Source organism: Caldanaerobius polysaccharolyticus DSM 13641, from assembly GCF_000427425.1.
Taxonomy (GTDB): Bacteria; Bacillota; Thermoanaerobacteria; order Thermoanaerobacterales; family Caldanaerobiaceae; genus Caldanaerobius; species Caldanaerobius polysaccharolyticus.
Window position 1 is genome coordinate 826410 of sequence record NZ_KE386494.1, and the last position, 22907, is coordinate 849316.

The 22907-nt window shown below is 44.0% G+C and carries 18 protein-coding genes, 1 other RNA gene and 1 riboswitch; of the genes, 1 reads left to right on the plus strand and 18 read right to left on the minus strand.

What is annotated here, in order from left to right; all coding sequences use genetic code 11:
- Positions 1-12: 12 nt before the first annotated feature.
- The 9 genes from CALPO_RS0104925 to CALPO_RS0104965 all read right to left on the minus strand — a co-directional run bounded on the left by CALPO_RS0104925 (position 13) and on the right by CALPO_RS0104965 (position 10258).
- A complete protein-coding gene (locus tag CALPO_RS0104925) occupies positions 13-705 on the minus strand; it encodes a ComF family protein (RefSeq protein WP_026486335.1) in 693 nt (230 codons plus the stop codon).
- Positions 702-2393 carry a DEAD/DEAH box helicase family protein gene (locus CALPO_RS13280; protein WP_051585832.1) on the minus strand — a complete coding sequence of 564 codons (1692 nt, stop codon included), beginning with the start codon at positions 2391-2393 and terminating at the stop codon, positions 702-704. Before CALPO_RS13280 ends, CALPO_RS0104925 begins: the two co-directional genes overlap by 4 nt.
- On the minus strand, positions 2390-4609 hold the full coding sequence (recD2, locus tag CALPO_RS0104935; RefSeq protein WP_245589912.1) for an SF1B family DNA helicase RecD2: 2220 nt from the start codon (positions 4607-4609) through the stop codon (positions 2390-2392). Before recD2 ends, CALPO_RS13280 begins: the two co-directional genes overlap by 4 nt.
- A 51-nt stretch (positions 4610-4660) precedes the next feature.
- The gene (locus tag CALPO_RS0104940) at positions 4661-5626 is read right to left on the minus strand and encodes a sugar phosphate isomerase/epimerase family protein (RefSeq protein ID WP_026486337.1); all 966 of its coding nucleotides are present in this window, start codon (positions 5624-5626) and stop codon (positions 4661-4663) included.
- Positions 5627-5673: 47 nt separating this feature from the next.
- On the minus strand, positions 5674-7041 hold the full coding sequence (locus tag CALPO_RS13285) for a PTS galactitol transporter subunit IIC (protein WP_051585833.1): 1368 nt from the start codon (positions 7039-7041) through the stop codon (positions 5674-5676).
- Between the two features lie 67 nt (positions 7042-7108).
- Positions 7109-8161 carry an NAD(P)/FAD-dependent oxidoreductase gene (locus CALPO_RS15035; RefSeq protein WP_026486338.1) on the minus strand — a complete coding sequence of 351 codons (1053 nt, stop codon included), beginning with the start codon at positions 8159-8161 and terminating at the stop codon, positions 7109-7111.
- Between the two features lie 13 nt (positions 8162-8174).
- On the minus strand, positions 8175-9266 hold the full coding sequence (locus tag CALPO_RS0104955) for an NAD(P)/FAD-dependent oxidoreductase (protein ID WP_026486339.1): 1092 nt from the start codon (positions 9264-9266) through the stop codon (positions 8175-8177).
- A 93-nt stretch (positions 9267-9359) separates the two neighbouring features.
- Positions 9360-9803 carry a hypothetical protein gene (locus CALPO_RS0104960; RefSeq protein ID WP_026486340.1) on the minus strand — a complete coding sequence of 148 codons (444 nt, stop codon included), beginning with the start codon at positions 9801-9803 and terminating at the stop codon, positions 9360-9362.
- Positions 9803-10258: a ferritin family protein gene (locus tag CALPO_RS0104965; RefSeq protein WP_026486341.1), complete on the minus strand. Its 456-nt coding sequence runs from the start codon at positions 10256-10258 to the stop codon at positions 9803-9805. Before CALPO_RS0104965 ends, CALPO_RS0104960 begins: the two co-directional genes overlap by 1 nt.
- A 92-nt stretch (positions 10259-10350) precedes the next feature.
- Positions 10351-10526: riboswitch (Lysine riboswitch) on the plus strand.
- A 71-nt stretch (positions 10527-10597) separates the two neighbouring features.
- On the opposite strand from CALPO_RS0104965, the gene lysA reads away from it, so the two are divergent.
- Positions 10598-11929, plus strand: coding sequence for a diaminopimelate decarboxylase (gene lysA / locus CALPO_RS0104970; protein ID WP_035172333.1), 1332 nt, complete (start codon positions 10598-10600; stop codon positions 11927-11929).
- A 36-nt stretch (positions 11930-11965) separates the two neighbouring features.
- On the opposite strand, the gene CALPO_RS0104975 is transcribed toward lysA, so the two are convergent.
- From CALPO_RS0104975 to CALPO_RS0105010, 9 genes are all read right to left on the minus strand, one after another.
- Positions 11966-12559 (minus strand): 50S ribosomal protein L25, encoded by a 594-nt coding sequence (locus tag CALPO_RS0104975; RefSeq protein ID WP_026486343.1) that lies wholly within the window; start codon positions 12557-12559, stop codon positions 11966-11968.
- Positions 12560-12626: 67 nt separating this feature from the next.
- On the minus strand, positions 12627-14840 hold the full coding sequence (locus tag CALPO_RS0104980) for a hypothetical protein (RefSeq protein WP_035172336.1): 2214 nt from the start codon (positions 14838-14840) through the stop codon (positions 12627-12629).
- 75 nt (positions 14841-14915) lie between these two features.
- A non-coding RNA gene (gene ssrS, locus CALPO_RS14405) (6S RNA) lies at positions 14916-15092 on the minus strand.
- Between the two features lie 67 nt (positions 15093-15159).
- Positions 15160-16773, minus strand: coding sequence for a phosphoglycerate dehydrogenase (gene serA, locus CALPO_RS0104985; protein ID WP_026486345.1), 1614 nt, complete (start codon positions 16771-16773; stop codon positions 15160-15162).
- Between the two features lie 27 nt (positions 16774-16800).
- The gene (locus tag CALPO_RS0104990) at positions 16801-17940 is read right to left on the minus strand and encodes a pyridoxal-phosphate-dependent aminotransferase family protein (protein WP_026486346.1); all 1140 of its coding nucleotides are present in this window, start codon (positions 17938-17940) and stop codon (positions 16801-16803) included.
- Between the two features lie 168 nt (positions 17941-18108).
- On the minus strand, positions 18109-18330 hold the full coding sequence (locus CALPO_RS0104995; RefSeq protein ID WP_026486347.1) for a hypothetical protein: 222 nt from the start codon (positions 18328-18330) through the stop codon (positions 18109-18111).
- Positions 18331-18427: 97 nt separating this feature from the next.
- Positions 18428-19738, minus strand: coding sequence for a SpoVR family protein (locus tag CALPO_RS0105000; protein ID WP_026486348.1), 1311 nt, complete (start codon positions 19736-19738; stop codon positions 18428-18430).
- 4 nt (positions 19739-19742) lie between these two features.
- Positions 19743-20903: a sporulation protein YhbH gene (gene yhbH, locus CALPO_RS0105005; protein WP_026486349.1), complete on the minus strand. Its 1161-nt coding sequence runs from the start codon at positions 20901-20903 to the stop codon at positions 19743-19745.
- 3 nt (positions 20904-20906) lie between these two features.
- Positions 20907-22829, minus strand: coding sequence for a PrkA family serine protein kinase (locus CALPO_RS0105010; RefSeq protein WP_026486350.1), 1923 nt, complete (start codon positions 22827-22829; stop codon positions 20907-20909).
- Between the last annotated feature and the right edge of the window lie 78 nt (positions 22830-22907).

A 22907-nucleotide genomic window follows, 5' to 3' on the forward strand; every position in this document is an offset into this window, starting at 1 on the left:
AAAAACCCCTCCTTATGTATTTCTACCCGTCGCCAGAGTCAAAACGTAAACTCTCTGCGCTCCTCCTGCTTTTAAAATGCAAGAGGCGGCGTCAGCTGTTGCCCCTGTGGTAAATACATCGTCAATTAAAAGGACGTTGTGACAACCGATATCCCCTTCGCCCCTCACCGAAAACGCCCCCAGCATATTTTCAAACCGTCTAACTTTATCCAGCTTTGCCTGAGCATCGGTATGCTTAACCCTTACGATGGTCTCTTCTAATGGCAATCCAATCAACCTGCTTACAACCCTTGCCAGCAGATACGCCTGGTTATACCCTCTCTCTTTTAACCTTTCGCGGTGCAAAGGTATAGGAGTTATAATGTCCACAGGAGGATTCCACGCTTTGAGCACCTCAGCCATCATCTCTCCAAACGGCTCGGCCAAGTCCACTTTGCCCTTGTACTTAAAAAGGTACACTGAATCGTGTAGCCTTTCATTGTAAACCAGCACACTGCGAGCCCCGTCAAAGTTTCTCCCGCCTATACAGTCCGGGCACAGGTCTTGCGCGTAATCATCGCTCAAAGGCTTGCCGCATATTTTGCATATATTATCGCCTACAAATTCCATCTCGTCAAGGCAATTTTTGCACAGGCCGTATTTATAAGCATATCTACCGCACAGCGGGCACCTTTTATAAGGATAGAGCGCATCAAGAATACTCACACCACATACCCCTTTCTCCTGGCGATTTCATTCATGTGATTTATCATCTCTACAGCTGTCTCCATCTCCCGGGTAATATTTCTGGCCACAAACAACACTTCACCTGAAGGACAACCCTCAGTCCTGCCCACCCTGCCAGCCATCTGCACCAAAGTCCTTTCGTCAAACACACTGTTGTCGTCGGCAAACAAAACCATGACTTGAACTCCCTCTACTGTAATGCCCCTTTCCAGGACAGTAGTCGAAACGATTACAGGCAACTGGCCAGTGTAAAATTTCCTGCGCTTTTCATCTCTTTCAGGGTCTTTAGAATAGATGCAATCAGCGTCAATTCCGATAATTTTTACAGCATCAGCTACCTTTTTAGATAAATTGACCGTAGGAACAAATATAATAAGCCTTCTATTTAATTTTACACATTTTTCTATGAATTTGTAAATATCCTCTGGCAATATATTTATATCTTCATTTATATTACTTCTCAATATAGTAGGGACAGGCAACGGGTGCCCATGGTGCCTAGCTGGTATCAAAATACCCTTTATTTTTTTTCTCTTATAATCTCTGTAAAGATGCCTTGGAGGAGTGGCTGTCATATACAAAAGCTTCGCATCTTGTTTCATAGAGCGCTTTACGGCCATCTCCAGCATGTCATTGCCATCGTATGGAAAAGCATCTACCTCATCTAGTATCACCAGGTCGAATTCCCGATAATATCTCAACACCTGATGGGTAGTGGCTACGGTAAAATCCGCTGTGCTTTTTCCGCTACCTCCGTACAAAACCGCTATTTTTTCACCAGGGAAAGCCCTTTTAAACCTCTCAGAGATCTCTATGACTACATCTCGTCTAGGAACGGCGTACAATACCCTGTTACCCCACTCCAGCGCCTCCTTTATACCCTCAAATGTCACCTCGGTCTTGCCTGCACCGCAGGCGGCCCACACCAGCGCTTTTTTCTCGGTCCCCCTTATAAACTCCTTAACTTCATCAGACGCATGCTGCTGAGCAGGCGTGAGTTTTACGGGCATTATCAGCTGTACATCCCTGTGGCTACCGAGCTTTTGTTCACCTGGACACAATATGTAAGGTTGACACAAAAGGGCTCTACCCATTATAAGGCATTGATCGCAATAAGCGCATTCATTTTCACATTTTTCGCACCTATGCCTGATGGCCCCTTTACAACCGCATCGCTGACATATATACCCGTTCTCTTGAATTCTTATCGATGGCATTATCTCAAGCTTTCCGCCCAAGAAGAGGATTTGAAGGTTGTCCAAAAGGGCTTTCTCCTCACAGCCCAGTAAAGATTTGACTTCGTCTAAGAGCAATGCCTTACCTCTCACCTTCCTTAAAATCTCATCCTGCAATTTCTCATCAATGAAATAGCCCTTTTGATCCAGCTGGCAGGTGCGCAATCCCATTTTCTCTATACGCTTTCTGATTTTTTCCTTTTTATCGCGTATAATGTTTTCTACCGGATTTTTAAACCAGCGCCGCAGGGATATCTTTGAATCACTGCATACCTCCCTGCATAAATACTCAGCGTAGCCTAAAGGCATATAAAGGGAAATCTGCACCAGTTTACAATCTGGCGGATAAAAACTCCTGTCCACGCGGATATCGTGGGTATACCTGTACTCCACGGTGTCGCCGACACATGCCGCATAAATGGCATAATTCAACTTTTTTCCACCACCATAACGCCTTTTTTAAGCCTGTAGCACAGACCCGAGTACCTCGCTGTTACCATATCGTTATCTACCATTTCCTTTATATACCTTTCTTGACCTACCAATACCACAAGCTTTTTAGCCCTGGTCACAGCCGTATACAGGAGATTTCTGGTCATGAGGACCTTAGGGCCCCATGTAACAGGTATGATTACCGCTGGAAACTCGCTGCCCTGGCTTTTGTGAATGGTGATGGCATAAGCAAGCATCAGATCTTCCAGAGAGTAAAAATCATACCGTACCAGCCGGTCGTCGTCAAAAGCCACCGTGATGTACTCGCCATCAGTATCTATCTGCTTAACGTAACCTATGTCTCCATTGTACACCCCTGTGCCCTTTTCTCCATTGAGCTTCTCCCATTCCACGTCATAATCATTTCTTATCTGCATGACTTTATCCTCTACAGCGAAACCCAAATCTTTAATGTGTTTGCTGTTGGGGTTTAACGCCCTCTGAAGCTCCGCGTTTAAGTTAAGCACTCCTACAATGCCCTTTTTCATAGGGCAGAGGACCTGAATATCCTTCACAGGATCAAAGCCGTACGCCTCAGGCAATCTCGTCTTCACCAGCTCCAATATCTGCTGCAGCATGTCCTGTTGATTGGCCTGTCTTATAAAGAAGAAGTCGTTATTTTTGTCGTTGACCACAGGCATATGTCCGTGGTTTATCCTATGGGCATTCACCACGATAAGGCTTTGCTGGGCCTGCCTGAAGATCTCTTTAAGCCTTATGACGGGTATAATACCGCAGTTTATGGCATCCCTTAAGACATCGCCAGCGCCCACTGAAGGAAGCTGATCGGCATCTCCTACCAGAATAAGCCTTGTCCCGGGCCTAATGGCCTTTAACAAGTTGTTCATCAGCAAAATATCTACCATGGACGTCTCATCTATTATGACCACATCGGCATCTAGCTGGTCACTTTCGTTTTTTTGAAAAAATCCCCCTGGTATCACACCATCATCGTCGCCTTTTTTGCCGTACTCCAGCAATCTATGAATGGTCTTGGCCTCTTTGCCCGTAGCCTCGGTCATCCTTTTGGCAGCCCTACCGGTCGGAGCAGCTAAAGCCACTTTTTTGCCAAAACCTTCGTAGATCTTTATTATGCAATCAATAGTGGTGGTCTTCCCCGTGCCAGGCCCTCCTGTTATAATGAGGACGCCGTTTTTAAAGGACTGAATTACGGCTTCCTTTTGCTGTCCCGAGAGGTTTATACCTGTTTCCATAGCCACCTTGTCCAAGGCCTGGTCAAAATTTACGGGCAATTCTTCTACCTGTGTTATTGCCAGCTCAAATAATTTTTTGCTGACATTGACTTCCGCTTGATAAAAGGGCGTATAGTACACTACCGCTTTGCCGTCTACAGTGTCAAATGTAACCTGATTCTCCCTGAAAAGGTCAGTTAAAGCCTCTCCCAGCCTTTCCCTAGACACTGGGATATACTCCCTCACCTTTTCATAAAGCGCGTCTTCCGGCAAATACGTATGGCCGTTTAAGCAGGATTGTATAAGGACATATCGGGCGCAGGAAGCCACTCTGTTGACATCGTCTTGTGCAAAGCCAAGGCTAAGTCCTATTCTATCTACACGGGCAAAACCCAGTCCCGGTATATCCAGGCACAACCTATAGGGGTTTTTCTTTACGATATTTAAGCTGTCCTGACCGTACGCCTTGTATATCTTGACCGCAAAATTAGGGCTTATGTCGTACTGGCAGAGGAATTGATAAAGCTCCATGATCTCTTTCTGCTCTGTTATAGCTCTACATATATCATTTATCTTGGCTTCACCTATGCCTTTTATCTCTGCCAGCCTCTCGGGGTTTTGCACAATCACTTGGATGGTATTATTCCCAAATTTATCCACGATTCTTTCAGCCAGCGACCTACCGATACCAGGTATAAGCCCTGAGGAGAGGTATCGGATAATTCCAGACCTGGTCTTTGAAATCTCCATCCTGTACTGGTGTACCTTTAGCTGCTGGCCGTAAGTTGGGTGAACCACCCACTCCCCTATCACCGTTACCTCCGAACCCTCGTTAACAATGGGCATGGTTCCAACGCATACCACTTCACCTTCATCGCACAAAAGCTCGATGACCGCATATCCGTTGGATTTATTGTGAAATATCACCTCGTTTACCAGCCCGTTTAGCTCCACCATATTCATCACCTGTTGTTTCAGTTCTCTTGCAACATCGAGTTATAAAAAACTGGGCTGTTAAGCCCAGTACATTCCGCCTTTTGCTTCAAAAGGTATGACTTCTTTTAAAAACGCCACGGCCTTTTTGAATCCCTCTTCCGCTGTAAACAAGCTGTCTTCGTGCTCTATGCTCAGAACATCGTCGTAGCCCACCATCCTCAAATTGCTGACGATGTCTTTCCACAACTGATAATCATGTCCATAGCCTACAGATCTGAATATCCACGCCCTGTTTACCTCATCGCTGTAGTGCTTGGTGTCCAGAACTCCTATCCTTGGCGCGTTTATGGGGTCTATCTTGGTGTCCTTGGCGTGGAAGAAGTATATGGCGTCGCCCAGATACCTTATAGCAGCCACCGGATCTATACCTTGCCAGAAGAGATGGCTGGGATCTAAGTTGGCGCCGATAGTAGGCCCTACCGCTTTCCTCAGCTTTAACAGCGTCTCAGGATTGTACACGCAAAAACCAGGATGCATCTCCAGCGCTATCCTCTTTACGCCGTGTTCATTGGCAAATTTGACCGCTTTCTCCCAGTAAGGAATCAGCACCTCATTCCATTGATAATCCAGTACCTTCAGAAAATCCTCAGGCCACGGACATGTAACCCAGTTAGGATACTTAGAATTAGGGGAGTCCCCGGGACAACCCGAGAAGGTTATAACCCTATCAATTCCCAGCTGTTCTGCCAAAAGCACGGTATTCTTAAAATCCTCGTCAAATTTCCTGGCGATTTCTTTGTCAGGATGTACAGGGTTGCCATGGGTGCTCAGCGCGCTGATTTCCACCCCTCTGTCATCAAAAGCCTTTTTAAACTTCTTTATGCTAGCCGGATCTTTAAGAAGCTCTTCAGGATTGCAATGGGCTTTTCCGGGGTAGCCGCCAGAACCCACTTCTACCACGTTCACACCCAGCTCCACGATGTGGTCCAGGGCATCCTCCAGCTTTCTGTCCTGAAAAAGCACCATAAAAACGCCTAATTTCATCAAAAAAACCCCTTTCTTAATGTCCTCATCAATATTTCTATTCTACACTAAACCTTAAAATCCTCCTCAATCATAGCTCCTCCGCTTGACCTAAATTTCTTGCAAGCGCGCCATGAGGCGTACAGCAAAAGAACCAAGATGGGCAACGACGCATAGCCGTACACATCGCCTTTAAACGCCTCAAAAAGCCAGTATCTCAAGGGATTGCCCCCGTCGGTAAAGCTGCTCATAAGGCCATGATAGCCTTTTTCACCTGAAATCCCGTAAAAGCGCATAAGAGCTGTGAATAGTTCCGCCATTTTAGAGGAAATAAGGAGGTCCACTGCGACGATAGGCACGCCTAAAATCAAAGCCCTTATCACGTTGCTGTCAGTTGCCAAGATGACCATGGAAATGGTGGTCATGAGGTTGGTCAAATCTGCTAAAGGTATTATCCTGTTGCCTGGTATTATAAACGCCAAAGCTATGGATATAGGTATAAGCAGCAATCCCGTAACCAGCACCGACGTATTGCCCATAAGCAACGCCGGATCTACACTTAAGTACAATCTACCTCTGCCCGGAAACTTCCTTTGCATAAAGTCCTTTATGCCTTCGGATATAGGATTTAAGCCCTCTACCAAAACCCCTGCCATAGCAGGTAATAACACCATCACCGCAGCCAAACATACCCCCAGCTGCAGAATCCCTTTTAAATCATAACCTGAAATAATACCTATGAAGTCTCCGATAACAAAACCTATGATAACAGGCTCTCCCAGCACCCCAAATTTCTTTTTAATAGTGTCCGGATTGGCATGGAGATCCTTGATATAAGGTATTTTATCCAAAAGGGCATTTCCTATAACGCCTACGGGGAAAAAGGTAACAGCAGATACAGTAGGCACCGATATGCCTTTAAAGCCAAACCGCTTTTCCACCAGTGGCGCAGTCCAGTCCGCCAGCTTTAAGGTTATAATCGCAATCACCGCTGTAGCCAATACAGCTACATAAAAACTACCCGTGGCTTTTTTCACCATCACACCCAATATAGCAAAATGCCAGTAATTCCAAATGTCCACGTCAATCGTCCTGGTTACATTAAAGTAAATCATGGCTATATTGATCAATAAAACCATAGGTATGGTGACCATACCTATATCAGAAGCCCAAGCCACTGCAGCCAAAGAAGGCCATCCGACGTCCATTACAGGATAATTTAAACTCCTCTGATTTATCAAATTATCGATTGCAGGACCTACATTAGTCACCAGAAAATCTATGACAATAAAAATGCCAGCAAGGCCCACACCTAAGGTGAGGGATGATTTTAAAGCCTGGCCCGGCTTTATGGATATCATCAGGTCTATGGCGAAAATGACAATGGGAAGCATTGCATACGCTTTAAAACTCAGTATGTATGATATTATACTCATCAAAATCCCCTTTCGATGTAACAACACTCCTCTCCATTATACAATAGCTAACTATGGGGTACAAGAATTACTTTCTCAACAACCTCGCCCCTAGCTGAAGCACATTGATGTTGGTATTATAAATCATATGTTTTATACCCGGTACTTTTAAAAACTTTATAAGCCTGTCAATTCCTTTATTGTCTAACTCATCTATATAATTCCTGAAAGCCGTAAAGGCGTCAATGGTTCTGACAAGGGGCTTAATCATTTTTTCATAATCCTTTTTCTGCACAATAGCTATAGCTGCATATATGCCACTCAAAAGCCCCGCAAAAATGCCATACCCCAGTAGCGGATCCAGTAAACCTGCCGCATTGCCCACAAAGTACATGTTATCGACCACATGGGTCGTACAGTACCCCACTGTTAGATCTTGTTCAAAAGTCTCAACTATGGGGTTGTTGAGCTTGATGGTCTTTAGAAAAAGATTCCAGTAATTTTCCATCTCCTTTTTGGTTGCATAAGGAACTACAAGTCCCAGCGTAGCCTTTTTGTCATCAAAGGGTATCATATACCCATAGCCCGATTTAGCAAAATCGGTATCAACCCATATTGACATCGAACGCGGATTAAAGTCGCCTAGTATTACAGCGCCTTTTATAAAAGCAACTATGGCTTCCCTCCATATGCCCACGTCGTTGCTTATCATGTGATTACCTGACGCTACTACTACATAGTCGAACTCCTTGGCCAATACCTTGTAATCAGCATGGGTATTAAAATTGACCTTAGATTTTACAAAGCGCCACAATTGCCTTTCCATAGAAGTTTCATCTTGTCCTCTCTGAAAAGTATAACCTAAATGTGCGCCCCTGACCACGGCTTTATTCCGCGGACTGTACATAACTATTTCTTCTATTTTATTTAAAGGCAAGAGGGTTATGTCAAATTTATCTCTTATATACTGTAATTGATCAGAAATAGGCCTGCTGCTAATCTGCAACATAGCCCCCGTATGTTGATGAAAATCTCCCACCGTAAAACGCCTTTCAAATATTACGGGATTTACTCCCAGCCTTTCCAGTTCGTAAGCGCAAGCAAGGCCAGATATCCCTGCACCTATAATCGCCACTTTCATGCCATCACCGCTCTCACTTTAAAGGATTTCTACCCCAGAACCTGTTATAAACGTTGTCTACCAACCATGAAAGGTACCTAACTGCATTTATTCCCGTGCCGTATATCAATTTATTTAACCCTGGAAACCCCAGGAACTTTATGATAAAATCGTAGCCCCTGTTGGTCATCCTGTCCAGTGCCTTTCTAAATACAAACATCTTATTAAACTCGCTCTTGATGTACAGGAGCTCTTTTTCGTAATCCTTCTCTTCGACAATACATTTAGCCGCAATGCAACCCGTCAGTATCGCGTGGTATTGTCCAAATCCAAGAAACGGCTCTAATACTCCTCCTGCACTGCCTATAAAGTACACGTTCTCTACCACATGGGGATAAACATTGCCAGAACTATGTTGCATTAAAAAACCCTCGATTTTCTCGTGAGTGATATTTTCCATATTCAAGAACAGCTGCCATCGTTCCTCTAATTCGTCCCTGCTTATGTAGGGTACCATCATTGCCACAATGGCCCTTCTAGAATCATAAGGGGCCAGATAAGCGTACCCTGACTTAGCGTAAGCTGCATTCATCCACATTACAAGTGTATTGGGATCAAATTCCCCTACTACGATAGCTCCTTTAAGCCATGTTTCCATCAAATCTTGCCAGCACCCATACTGTTTCGCAAAATAATTATTCCCTGTTGCCACCACCACATAATCAAATTCTTTCTTTAAAGGCTCCAGATCATCAATCTTTGTATTAAAGTTCACATTCGATTTTATGAGCCTGTACAGTTTGTTCTCCAGTGAATTCTCTTCTGGCCCCCTGATAAAAAGCCAGCCTAGATCGTTGCCTTTTATTACACTCCTCGCTGTAGGGCCGTTCATCACGATCCTATTTAAAACAGCCGTCGGCTGAACCGGTATATCAAATTTTACTTTTTCATACATGATGGGATTAACCGTGGGTCTTGTTATGACCTGTAAAACCGCACCTACGTGGCTATAGCCACTTCCCACCGAAGATTGCGCCTCAAAAATAACAGGTTTTATGCCGTAGCTTTCCAGCTGATATGCGCAAACAAGTCCAGATATACCTGCTCCAACAATGGCTACTTTCACATTATCACCACTTTCTCAATTTTAACATACGGACATATACGTATATCAGTATACTTATACCCACACCATAAGCTATAAATAGATACATCTTTATTACCTCTCCATTTTAACAAAGTTTTCTCCTACCCATGAAATATTCATTAATACCACTATATCAACCCATAAACTGTATAGCTGATTCCAGTGCCTGTATTCCAGGTAGCCAAAAGAGAGCATAAGCCACTCCATAAGCATAAAAAAACCTACCCACACAAATATATTTAAGAGCCTCATCCATCTGTTATCTGGGATGTTCTGCACTAATAATGTACCCATGGTAAAAACGGGTCCTAAGGTAAAAAAAATCGATCCACTCCCCAGCAGGTCTATTATATATCCTTTTGCCGTGTAGAGGTTCAAGCTTATAGAAATCCTATCGACGATAATCTGAACTATAACCGCATATATACCCCCCAATATCCCTGGCCATAGTTTCTTCCAATCAGCACACAATATAAAAAGAATCCAGCTCAGCACAAATATTATGATCCAACCCATCATAACCCTTCTCTCGTCGAAAATACCTTATTTATTTCGGTGGGCTTTGACTCTATGGCTTCAATTTTCTGCTGAAGCATGGATATAGACTTCATCTCTTCATCCCTGAACTGAGTCAACATTTCCCTTATATCAGGATTTGTTATCATTATGATGTGGTCGTTGTAAAAGGTCTGAAGCTTTATCACCTCTTTAACGACATCCTGCATCAAATCCAGGGTGTCTAATGACATATTGGTTTTCACCAACGACGGCAGCTTTATCAACTTTCTTTTCTGCTTTATGCCATCCATGTGTTTTGATGCAATTCTACCGCACTCCTCTAGAATCCCTGAGATCATAGGGTCACCGATCTGATTGGCGTACTTCAAGCACTTATCCTTTAAAGTTTTCTCTTGTTTTTCCGCGTTGTTAAAGCAGCTGTATATGAGCTCCTGTTGTGTCAGTTTTTGCATAAACACACCTCCGCTCTATCCGCTCTTATTTTCCCTTGACACAATGATTTTTATGCTGTAAAATGAAAAAAACAAAACACCTCATCTTCCAGCAGTGAAGTAGAGGCGCGAAATTCATGAGTAAGCTGTAGAGCACGGGCTGCGATGAAGCAGCTGAAAGGGGATTTCGCCGAAGCGCAGGAAAAGCCCATTTCCTGTAGCTGGGCCTGCATCGAATAGGTGCAGGACTGTCACCGGCGGCATAAACCGGTGGAGAGCTATCTCGCGCATGGAAGGGAGGCAACTCCCTTAAATGCGCAAATATTTAAGGGAGTGAAATAAGTGAGATTGCATGGCACTATGAAGGTCAATTCTAGAAACCACCTGGAGATCGGTGGGTGTGATACTGTTCGATTAGCTAAAAAGTTCGGTACTCCTCTTTACGTCATCGACGAGCAGCTGGTACGTGAAACCTGCAGGAGATATTATAACTCCTTTGTGAAAAAACACGGCGGTGTGGTCTTATACGCTTCTAAAGCGTTTATGAACATGGCCATGGCCCGTTTAATTGACGAAGAAGGGTTAGGCCTTGATGTGGTATCAGGCGGTGAGATATACACAGCGCTTCAAGCAGATTTCCCCATGGAGAAGGTGTATTTTAACGGCAACAATAAAAGCCCTGATGAGCTTATACTCGCCCTTAAATCAGGCGTCTCCCGCATCATAGTCGATAACTTTTATGAATTGGAAATCCTCAACTATATAGCGGGAACGCTGGGTAAAAAGGCAGATATACTCATAAGGATAACACCAGGCATAGAAGCCCATACCCATGAGTATATAATGACAGGACAGCTGGACTCCAAGTTCGGCTTTAACGTTCCCGATGGCCAGGCTATGAAAGCCATAAAAATGGCCATAAAAATGCCTAACCTGAATTTAAAAGGCATACACTGCCACATAGGCTCTCAGATATTCGAAATGAATTCCTACAAGCGAGAAGTGGAAATAACCACCAGGTTTATAAAGCAAATAAAGGATGAGACAGGTTATGAAGTAGAAGAGCTGGATCTGGGTGGAGGATTTGGAGTCTATTACACCGAAGAAGATAACCCGTCTTCCATAGAGGATTACGCTGAGGTCGTGTTTGAGACGCTGGAAAAAATGGTAGAGGAGCTGGACATAATTAAACCCAGGGTCATCATCGAACCAGGGAGATCCATCATAGCCAATGCAGGTACGACCCTTTACACCGTCGGTGCCATCAAGGATATACCTGGCGTAAGGAAATACATCTCGGTGGATGGCGGCATGACCGATAATCCCCGATTGGCTTTATACGGTGCCAAATACGAGGCTGTCATTGCGAATAAGGTCTTTGAAGAAAACAGCGAAGTGGTATCTATTGCGGGAAAGTGCTGTGAATCCGGAGATATGCTAATATGGGATGTACGGCTTCCCCATGTGGTATCCGGCGACATAATCGCCGTCATGAGCACAGGTGCGTATAATTATTCCATGGCCAGCAACTACAACCGCCTTACCAAACCCGCTGTAGTACTGGTAAAAGACGGTCGTGCTGACGTAATCGTAAAGCGCGAGACCTATGAAGATCTGTTGAGAAACGACGTGATTCCAGCCAGGCTGAGCAAAAAGTGTTTTGAAAATATCGGTGACGTAAGCGCTATATAAAACCACAAAAATAAAAGCCGGTCAAAAACCGGCTTTTTATTGTTCTCCTTCAGGCTGGGGCTCTGTTTCTTCTACCTCACCAGCTCTGGGCACGATGACAGATAATACGATCTCCTCAGGTTCGTCTACGACCTTAACCCCTTTGGGCACGTTTAAGTCTGATACCTTAATCACATCCCCCACGTCCATGCCAGATACGTCCACGGTAATCTCTTCAGGCAAGTCTTGCGCCCTGCACCTTACGGTTATCTCTCTGAGCTGATGCTGAATGATGGCGCCTTTGCTCTCTATAATACCTGCTCCTTCAACTTTTATCGGAATCTCTGCCTCAATCTCTTCCTCCAGGGACACCTTCTGAAAATCCACGTGGATAATTTTGCCGTCCAAAGTCCCGTATTGCACTTCTTTTATTATCCCAGGTATGGTCTGTCCGTTCAGGATCAGATTTACAATAGCACTGTGTCCTTGTTCCCTATAGATTTCATAAAACTTTGACGCGTTAACCGCTATAGGCAAACTGTCAAGACCTTTCCCATAGACAACGGCGGGAATTAAGTTCTGCTGCCTTAATTTTCTGGCAACACTTTTTCCTGCGCCCCTTGTCATTACCTCAAGATCGACAGTTTCCATGCAAAACATCTCCTTTTATTATAGTTTTTTTGGAATTATAACACAATATCGGTTAAATATCAAATCCCTAGCCTTTTAATTGATCTATTACCATTATTAAAAACGACGGAACTACGTATATGAACATAGTAGCAGCAGCGATAATACCGGCATCGTTAAAAGCCAGCGCAAAAAGCATTCCTGCCGTGCTGCCTAAAAACCCTGCGTATATAGCTTTGTTGTTTTTAAATATATTTATGAGAATATTTGTAGGCTTATAGAACAAAAATCCTAAAACCAGTATAAACGCTATCAGCACTTTTGTCCATATAGTATACTTTATAAGCCTCAAGTTCATAGCCAATTTGCGCTGAAATATCATGAGAAGCGGTTTTATGCCTTCAGCTTTGACCAACAGGGCGGTTCTCCCTATATGGGATTGCCCTCCCTTCATCATGTCGTATGCAAAAAGACCTACCATGGCTAGCAGCATAGCAGCAAAGAGATAAATAAAGCTCTTTCGATTAAATCTCCAGTTAAACAACAGCATTGCGCACGTGCCATAAGCCATAAATGAGACTATAAAACCTCCCACCTTGGTTCCCAGGCTTGGAGCGCTCATTATGTACGCTAGAAAGACAAACAGGGCTACCACTATATACTTCGTATAAGGTTTTTTAAACCTATCTATAAGGGCAGTCAACCCTATGATGCTGGATCCCATCAGGACGCCCATGTACTCATTGCCGATACCGTAAAACCTTGCTCCGATAATAGGATCATAACCCAGCACGGAGTTTTTCATAAGCTTCTGCCCCGTGAGTATATCTACTGCCAACAGACCAGCAGTTATAATGCATAAGATCATTATAACATCCATGTTGTTTCTGGATAAGGTCAGCGATATAAACACCATGGCGATCAACACAGCCACCGTAATAGCTGCTTTGAAAATAGCTGAATTCACATCAAAAGCAGGCAGTATTAAGAACACCAAAGGCACTGCCATATTAGCCAGAATCAGCGGCTTAACATACCGGGCGTATTTGTAGTCGAAAAACAAAGCCAGTATGGCCATAAATAAAACCACTATCTGCGCTATTACATAAGTCTTTATAAAATAGGGCCTTTGGACATAAGTGGCTACAATCCTCTGGTTTATGTCATTTATGTAGTTTAATTTAGTCTGCGTTAAAGCTTTAGCTTCACCGCCACCTACAGGATCTGACAGCGAAAAAAGAGGCGATCCCATCATGGATTCAGGAGCACTTATTTTAAAAAAATGTAAAACCGTAGGAGCAATATCTATGTTCTGCACTATGCCCTCTCTTTTGGTGGACTTGGAGGAGAGAATTCCCCCATTATAACCATATCCCGCTGCTATAATCGGGGTCACAAGGTGATTGCTCGCTATATTCTCCTTAGAGGGATAAGGCGTAAGCACCAACAAAACGTCTTTTTTAAAATCCAGCGTCCTAGCTACTTTCCCTATAAATTCATCAGCTTTTTTTAACGCCTGCTCCCTGTAGCGAGGTGCCATGGCGGGTGTGGTAACCGAAGCGAACTCATCGGCTCTTATGGTATCCCCCAGGTCTATAACCACCAGTCCTCCACCGGCAGAATAGTTTTTATATTCCCTGTACAGCTTGTCGTAATCCGTACTTACAAGATAGGGCGCTTCCCTGTCCAACCGGTGTAAATCCCCTGATACATCCCCTTTCGCCTTTCCGCTCTCATCCATCCCTATAAGGGCTACATACCTCCTATAATTAGAATCTGGTATGTCCCCATTGCCCAGCACCGCCACAGGTATTCCATTATCCTTAAGTATCTGTCCTAATAACCCCGGAACCACCTCGTGGTCCTGTTTTGCAGAAACCTCTTTTAACCTGTTTATCCCCAAATTTACCACATCATCTGCCGACGCGTGCTGGCCTGTATATACGTGGTACAGCTCACCGGCTTTATTTATCCCATATAGCTCACCGTAATTAAACGCAAGGCCTCCGCGATAGTCGCTTTCGGCTCTGGACCCTGCCCCGATGCTCAAGTAAGACGATGGCTCATCGTAGTCTTTCGATGTCCTCACATTGAGAAGCCCTATGGAACCTTTTTCAATCAAGTCCTTTATGTTAGGTAAATCGTACTTTATGTAGTCGTCCAATCCCACTCTGCTGACTACCACCATTACAAACTTTCGCTGAGGTGCGCTATTTGATGCGTACGCTTTAACACTGAAAGAGGACATCAAAATCAGAAAAAATATCACTACCTGCGCCCATCTTTTAGAAAATCTTATCATGTGTATCTCTCCGTTTTTGTTTTTATTATACATCAAACACCAGTGCAAATAAAGAGCCCCATTTGGGGCTCACCAGTACATCCCGTCTGGCCGTTTTGCTCGTTTAAACCAACCCTACTCTCGTAGGGTGGGAACCTGCCCTCTGCTTCTGAGGTCCTGTCGACGCAGGCTTCTCATCCACAGCGGGACTCCGGCTCCCTATTATCAGCTGTGGGTTGTTAAACAGGAGCAACACGGGCCCAACAGGATTGCGTTTTCTTTTTTCAATATTAGTATAATATTATTTCACCCATTTTTCAAGTGCAAATTTATGCCACACCTACAAACTCATCGTGATGGCATTTTCAACCCCGTCTACATTCTTTATCATGGACAGGGTCTCTTTAGAGAGCTGGCTGTCTACGCCTAAGACCATTAAAGCCATCCCATCCTCCCTGGAAGGACTTACTCTCATCATGGATATATTCACTTTGGAAACCCCCAAAAGGGTACCTATCTGGCCTATTACACCTGGTTTATCCACATTTTTAACCACAACCATGTGCTCAGAAGGCTCAAATTCTACATCATAACCCATAAAACTCACTATGCGCAGCTCGCCTTTGCCAAATACCGTTCCGGCAAATTCTAAGGCTCGCTTGGAATTTTCAAAACGGACCTTTACGAGGTTGGTGTAATTACCTACCTCATTGCTGTTGCTCACTATCACATCGATACCCCTAGACTTGGCGACGTATTCAGCGTTTACAAAATTCACCCTTTCATTTAAAACGGGATCTAACAACCCCTTGAGTACTGACATAGATATAAACTGAGGCCTGTATTGAGCTACGTCGCCGCTCAAAGTTATCTCAATTTTCCTCACAGGCTCTTTCTCTACCTGATAATAGATATTGCCTAATTTTTCGCTTAAAGCCAGATATGGCTTTATAGCATTAAGCTCGTTTTTATCCAGCTGAGGCATGTTAACCACATTGGGCGTTATTTCGCCTTTTAGCGCCGCGATAACCGCCTTTGCTACCGAGTAGCCCACATTGTACTGAGCTTCCACAGTGGAGGCACCCATATGGGGCGTTACAATTACATTATCTATGCCCAGTAATGGATTGTCAAAGTCTTCATCCCTCTCTTTTTCGTAAGAGGGTTCCTTAGCAAATACGTCCAGGGCAGCTGCGGCTACTGTTCCATCCTTAAGGGCCTCGTAAAGCGCCTGCTCATCTATAAGTCCTCCTCTGGCGCAGTTGACTATTCGAACGCCCTTCTTCACTTTTTTAAATTCTTCCCTGCCTATCATGCCTATGGTCTCAGGCGTCTTGGGCGTGTGAATGGTAATAAAATCCGCCTGCTCCAGCAGCTGATCCAATGTGTCTACCTTTTCAGCCCCGAACTTAGCAAATCTCTCATCAGATATGTAGGGGTCGTAGGCTATAACCCTCATGCCAAAGGATTTCAACCGGGTAGCTACAAGGGAACCTATCCTCCCAAGGCCGATGATCCCCACCGTCTTACCGTGGAGTTCCACTCCTTTAAACCTGTTCCTCCTAAAATCTTTATTCTTAGCAGCGTAGTTGGCCTGAGGGAGATTTCTGGAAATAGCTAACATGTGAGCGATGGTGAGCTCTGCTGCAGCTATTATGTTGCCCTCAGGGGTGTTTACCACGATTATACCCAGTCTGGTGGCAGCATCCAGGTCTATATTGTCCGTTCCATTTCCTGCCCTACCTACCACTTTAAGCCTCTTGCCAGACCTCATCAACTCCTCAGAGACGTTGGTAACGCTGCGCACCACGATGGCATCGTACTCTCCTATGACTTTTAAAAGCTCTTGGTAGCTGATGTCGTACCTCACATCCACCTGTGCATTTTCTTTAAGGTACTCAATACCCGCTTCATCAATTCTCTCTGTTACAATCACCCTGTATTTGCCTTCCAACTTTGCGCACCACCCTTCGCTTTTGCTCTAATTTAGAATTTCATTCAGAACCTTTATGCTAGCACCTTTTTCCACGCCGTAACCCATATCAACCATCGCGCCTTCAATAGCCTCAAATGCCCTCATGAGAAAATCCTTGTTTATGTAACCCATATGCCCTATCCTGAAAATCTGGCCTTTTAAATGCTTTTGCCCCCCTGTTAAAACCACTCCCCGCTGGTCTACCAGCGCCAAGAACCTGGCCACGTCAAATCCCTGCGGCGCTTTTACCGCCGTTATAAGCGGCGAGGAAATGGACTCTTGGGGAAAAAGCTCAAATCCCAGAGATACCAGTGCTGCCCTGGTAGCGTGGGCTATGTTCTGATGCCTTAAAAACACATTTTCAAGCCCTTCCTCCAATATCATGGAAAGCGCCTCATTTTGCGCCACAATCAGCGAAATAGCCGGTGTATAGGGCGTATCAGGGATGGCCTTCTGCAACCCCTTTTTAGCAGCCTTAAAATCCCAGTAATAACTTACGCCATCAGATTCCATGGCTTTCCACGCCCTTTCGCTAACCGTCACAAAAGCAAGGCCCGGCGGTGCCATCAGGGCCTTTTGCGATGCCGTCACCATCACATCTATGTCGTTGGCGTCCACTCTTACCGGCACTCCACCGGCAGAACTTACAGCATCTACCACTATAAGTACATCTTTGTCCGCCTCTCTGACCCTTTTGCAAATGGCCTCTATGTCATTAATAACCCCTGTGGACGTCTCATTGTGGGTGATCAGAAGTCCTTTGTACTTGGAAGATTTAAGCCTCTGAGCCACATCATCGGGAGATGCAGCATACCCCCATTGGTAGCTTAATATATCTACATCCACGCCAAAACGCTTAGCTATCTGAGCAAAACGGTCACCAAAAACGCCAATACTTACAGCTAATACCTTATCTCCAGGCTTAAAAACATTGGCAACAGCAGCTTCCATACCCCCTGTTCCCGATGCGGGAAAGGTGAGCACGTAATTTTTCGTCTCAAATACCTCCTGTAATTTCCTGTTCATGGATTTAAAAATTTCTCCAAAATCAGGGGTTCTGTGGTGAACAGGTTGCTTCGCCATAGCCTTTAATACCCTTTCTGGTACCATCGTAGGACCTGGCGTCATCAAAAGTTTTTCATGCAAAAATCTCCCTCCCCGGCTAAAAATGCAGGATACAAAAAATTTATTGCATATTGAAAAGCACATTTGTGATGAATAGTTTCTATTTATAATAACTTATTTTCGGATTTTTTTCAATAGTGAATATTGCAAAGCTCAATCTGGCAATTAGGATACATTTAAAGGGCTGGTTTACTTCACAGCCCTTTTTTCCTTTTCTAAATCCTGTATTCTCTTTTCTAAGGTATCAATTTTTCTTTTTAATTTATTTATATCTAAATTTATTGACCCTATGTAGAATATTATAGCAAATATAAATATATAATCTAGTATCTTGCTTCCACTATAGGCGATCAAATAAAATATAACGACTCCAATACATGCGATTAGTATCAGCCATGGTTTATCTTTCATTATGTATAAAATCATCCTCTCTATCTTTATCATTGCTATTATTATATTTAAAAACTCAATCTATGACAATATTAATCGCAACACTTATACATCATCCTTATACGATGCTTACGCGTTTATTATCGTCGCATACTATCTCCTTTTTTTTGCCCCCTATCACTGTTCTCAACACAACCTTGTGCTTCCATATATCCACAATGTACTTTAGGGTTTCCTGAGCATAGTTTAACTCCAATTCCCTGCCATCGTAAACGTGTTCCAGCACCAACGATTTATCTCTATTTGACAACTCTACTACTTTTATGTAAGGTATGCTCCCCATTCCAGCGGAATTGCTCAACGAATTCCTGATGTTTTCCCATCCCTTCTCATCAGGTACTTCCGTCACTACTATATCATCGCCCTGCCTTACGTACTCAAACAGGTTGAGCTCACAGACCAACGGGTACGTAAGATATCTCCTTATAAAAGTTTGGTCCCTATCCAATAGCCTGACTTCAAATATTTTTTCTAATCCATGCTTTTTTTCTATTTCCGAGTAAATTTTAAAGCCTAAATAGTAAGGGTTTATACCCCCTTTTACAGGGGCTATCACCTGATTGTGGTGGCTTAAAAATTCTATGTAAAAGCCTTGGGGCAAACCTATAGACTTGAGTATCTTGTAATGCCATAGGCTGGCCCATCCTTCGTTCATTATCTTGGTCTCTATTTGAGGGATGAAGTAAAGCGTTTCTTCTTCCACAATTTCCAGTATGTCCTTCTGCCACTCCTCCAGATCACCGTATTCCCTCAAAAAATACAGCAAATCGTCCTGAAATTCCTGTCTCACTTTGTTTAAATCCCTGGGCTTATCCCGCACCTCACCCTGTTCTTCTGGCTCATACGCCTTTTTAACAGCAACCCTCGGTACCTGAAACCTTATTCCATGAGCGGCGTTGAGCATTTTCTCCACTCTTTCATAACCTATACTCGGATTAGCTATATACCCCCTAACCCTGTCAGCGTGGTTTTTAAACATCTCAACAGCCATGTCGGCCCTGGTGCCTTCCATAAAAAGCCTGTTGTTCTTAAAAAAATCGTTGTGGGCGTAGACGTGAGCCATGGTTAAAATCTGCAAAAGCAGTGTGTTATCCTTCATAAGGTAAGCAATGCAAGGATTTGAGTTTATCACCAGCTCGTAGGGCAGGCCTGTCAAATTGTACCTGTAAAATGTCTTCAAGCGCTCATAGGCTTTTCCAAAACTCCAATGGGGATACCTGGATGGCATCCCCATGTAAGCTTCGTATTCCAGCATATCTTCATAATTTACCAGCTCAAACTCCTGAGGGTAAAAATTCAGCCCCATCTCCCGGGCTTTTTTTTCTATCACCTCGTTCCAGTATTCCAGGTCTTTAATGCTATAGTCCATTTTCTTACACCTCCTGGTCGACCTCTAGCATCTTCTTTAACGACGGCCAAAGATCTTCTTTTTTTGAAATGGTGCACATGACAAAATTCTTATAGTGTATCTCGGCCCTGTACCTGTTTTTTATGGTGCTGGAATAAAATCCTGGCATGATCTCGCCATATCCAAACAGGTTGCACACCTGGCACAGTTTCTTCGCCAGCTCCACCGCTTTGTTATCATCCTCACTCCAGTTGTCGCCATCACTGCTATGAAAGGCGTATATGTTCCAGTGCCGTGGGTTGTACCTCTGCTCTATTATCTCCAGCGCTTTCTGATACCCGCTGGATATATACGTACCACCTGCCTCCACCTTATGAAAGAACTCCTCTTCGGTTACCTCTTTGGCCACCGTAGAGTGGGCTATGAACACCACTTCAACGTTTAAATACTTCATCTTGACAAACTGGTACAACAAAAAGTAAAAAGACCTGGCCAGGTACTTTTTGGTCTGATCCATAGAACCTGATGTGTCCATGATACAAATAACTACGGCATTGGATTCTTTTCTTTTATCCTCCTTTACCCTTTTATACCTGAGGTCATCTTGTTTAAACGGAAATCTACCTATGTCATCTTCCTGGCCTTGTTCCCTTAAAGCCCTCTTTGTGGCCTGCTTGCGCTTGATCTTCTCTATAACAGTTCGCTTTTTAGAAAGCCTCGGCGGTATGCCTTTCTTTTGGTATCCCCATCGCTTTATAGAGCGCTCAGATACAACCTCCGAAAACTTCTTTTTGTCCAGATAGGGAAGATCTAAGTCTTCAAACATGTAATTGACCAATTCTTCAATAGTCACTTCTGTCTCGTATATATCTTCGTCTTCCAGTCCTCCCATTCCTGCCCCCCTTTGGCCCTTTTCAGCTTTACCGCTTATTTTATCCCCTCTCTTTTCATTGCCTTCCCCGCACCCTACTGCCGGCCCATTGTTTGCGTATATAAACTGGTATTCTTTAAGGCTTTTTATGGGGATCTTGACCTTTTTATTTTTGCCCTGGCCTATGATACTCTCCTCTGACAAAATGTCCACTATGTTTTTCTTTATAGACTCCTCTACCAGCTCTCGGTGCCTCCTTCGGTCTTCAGCAGCCCTGTCTGAACGGGATCCCCGATAGTCCCTAAATATAGCCATACCTCAATCCCTCCACAGGTTATTGGCTGCATACTTTAGCACCACATCGCAGCAGTGATCACAGTAACCGCTGGCCTTCATCTCCTCCACCATGGCGTTGTACTTCTCGTCCTGTTCTTTATCCCTTACTTTCGCCTTGGTTATCACCCTGGTCAACTCTTTCACCGACACCATGAGCTTTTTTTCTATGGCCTCTTTTAGCGGCTCATAACAGGTGTAATCGATCTTACCCCCATTTCTCATGAGGTAAAACATGTACGACGTCACGTCCTGCCTGAAGCCTTTAGCAGAGCTCTCGGTAATGCCTATCTGCTCTTCAATAGACCTCATAAATTTTTCATCAGGCTCCAATTGCTCCCCCGTAGACCGATCTTTTAACTTGGTCCTGTTTACGTAGGCTTCAGCATGGTCCAGGTAGTTATTAAAGAGGCTTTCTGCCTGTTCTTTAAAGCTGTGAATAAAGGCCCTGGTTATCTCCTTTTCTAAAATCCTGTTGTACTCTTTTCTCAAGGTATCCTGTAAAAACCCCAGGTACTTCTTTTTATCGTCCTCGGCTATATCCATCTCTTTTACCGATTTTATAAGGCACTCCATGACGCTTAACGGATTTATGCAATCGTATTCCGATTCCGATAGCGCTCTGTCAATAGCTTTTATTATAAACCTGGTGGATATTCCAAACATCCCCTCTCTGTTGCCGGCCTCTTCTCTAAGCTCAAGGATATCTATTTTTTTTGTAGTGCCCTTTTCCACTATTTCCTCTCCATTGTATATCTTTAACTTGGTAAGGGGGTCTACTTTAGAGGAAGGCGCAAGACGGGTTAATATGGCGAACATGGAGGCTATCTCCACCGTATGAGGCGCTATATGGGCTTTAAACCTGCTCTGCCTCAGTATCTTATCGTATATTTTGACCTCTTCGTTAAGCTCCAGGCAATAAGGGACCTCAATTTTGACGATCCTATCTAAAATAGCCTCATTGGTATGGTCTGACTTAAACTTGTTCCATTCCGCCTCGTTGGAATGAGCCAGTATAACTCCGTCAAAGTATATCATGGAGCCCTTGCCCGGTGACGGTATGGCTTTCTCCTGAGTTGCGGTAATGATGGTATGAAGGTATTCCACGTCGTTTTTAAAGACCTCTATGAACTCCACAATCCCCCTGTTGCCCACATTAAAAGCGCCGTTTAAAGACATTATCCTCGGATCGTCTTCTGGGTACAGGTCCATCTTGGATATATCCACAGACCCCGTCAACACCGATGTATCTTGATTGTTGGGGTCTACAGGAGGAACCACCCCGATGCCTTTTCTCGATCTTATGGAAAAATCCACAGTAACCACAGGCATCTTTTCGTACTGACCTCCGTACTCCTCTTTTAACCTGTACCGGCAGACAGGGCACAGGTCCCCCTCTATCTGAACTCCCAGCATTTCTTCAAATTCTTTTCTCAAGTGTTTTGGCACCAGATGCAAAGGCTCTTCCCTCATGGGACATCCCTTTATAGCGTAAATGGGCTCGCTCCTCTCCAATGCCCTTTTTAACGCCTCCATTATGGAAGACTTACCTGATCCCACAGGCCCCACAAGGTAAAGGACCTGCCTGGCTTCCTCGCCCTTCATCGCCGCCGAGTGAAAGTAATTCACTATCTTCATTAACGCTTTGTCTATGCCAAAGAAGTCATTCTTAAAAAAATTGTATCGCTTAATAGTCTCATTGCCGTATATCCTCTTTATCCTGAGGTTTTCTTCTGGTTTTAACACCTCATACCCTTCTTTGATGATAATATCGTATAACCTCTTATGGGCCAATTTAGCCACATCGGGGTTCTCTTTGACTATCTTTAAATAATCAAGAAATGTGCCTTCAAAACCCATGTTTTTCCTGCTCTCTCTGTCTCTCTTTATCAAATCCTCAAACTCCAACCGCTATACCCCCTTTGTAGGACTAACCTTAGTAATATTTATGTGGCGGGGTTTGCATTTATACAATAACATAGAAAA

Coding starts and splice junctions, on each gene's coding strand:
- recD2 (WP_245589912.1), bottom strand. CDS start 4,609: ATGAATATGGTGGAGCTAAACGGGCTGGTAAACGAGGTGATATTTCAC.
- CALPO_RS0104940 (WP_026486337.1), bottom strand. CDS start 5,626: ATGAAATTAGGCGTTTTTATGGTGCTTTTTCAGGACAGAAAGCTGGAG.
- CALPO_RS13285 (WP_051585833.1), bottom strand. CDS start 7,041: ATGAGTATAATATCATACATACTGAGTTTTAAAGCGTATGCAATGCTT.
- CALPO_RS15035 (WP_026486338.1), bottom strand. CDS start 8,161: ATGAAAGTGGCGATTATAGGTGCAGGGATATCTGGCCTTGCTTGCGCT.
- CALPO_RS0104960 (WP_026486340.1), bottom strand. CDS start 9,803: ATGGGTTGGATCATAATATTTGTGCTGAGCTGGATTCTTTTTATATTG.
- CALPO_RS0104965 (WP_026486341.1), bottom strand. CDS start 10,258: ATGCAAAAACTGACACAACAGGAGCTCATATACAGCTGCTTTAACAAC.
- lysA (WP_035172333.1), top strand. CDS start 10,598: ATGAAGGTCAATTCTAGAAACCACCTGGAGATCGGTGGGTGTGATACT.
- CALPO_RS0104975 (WP_026486343.1), bottom strand. CDS start 12,559: ATGGAAACTGTCGATCTTGAGGTAATGACAAGGGGCGCAGGAAAAAGT.
- CALPO_RS0104980 (WP_035172336.1), bottom strand. CDS start 14,840: ATGATAAGATTTTCTAAAAGATGGGCGCAGGTAGTGATATTTTTTCTG.
- CALPO_RS0104995 (WP_026486347.1), bottom strand. CDS start 18,330: ATGAAAGATAAACCATGGCTGATACTAATCGCATGTATTGGAGTCGTT.
- CALPO_RS0105000 (WP_026486348.1), bottom strand. CDS start 19,738: ATGGACTATAGCATTAAAGACCTGGAATACTGGAACGAGGTGATAGAA.
- yhbH (WP_026486349.1), bottom strand. CDS start 20,903: ATGGCTATATTTAGGGACTATCGGGGATCCCGTTCAGACAGGGCTGCT.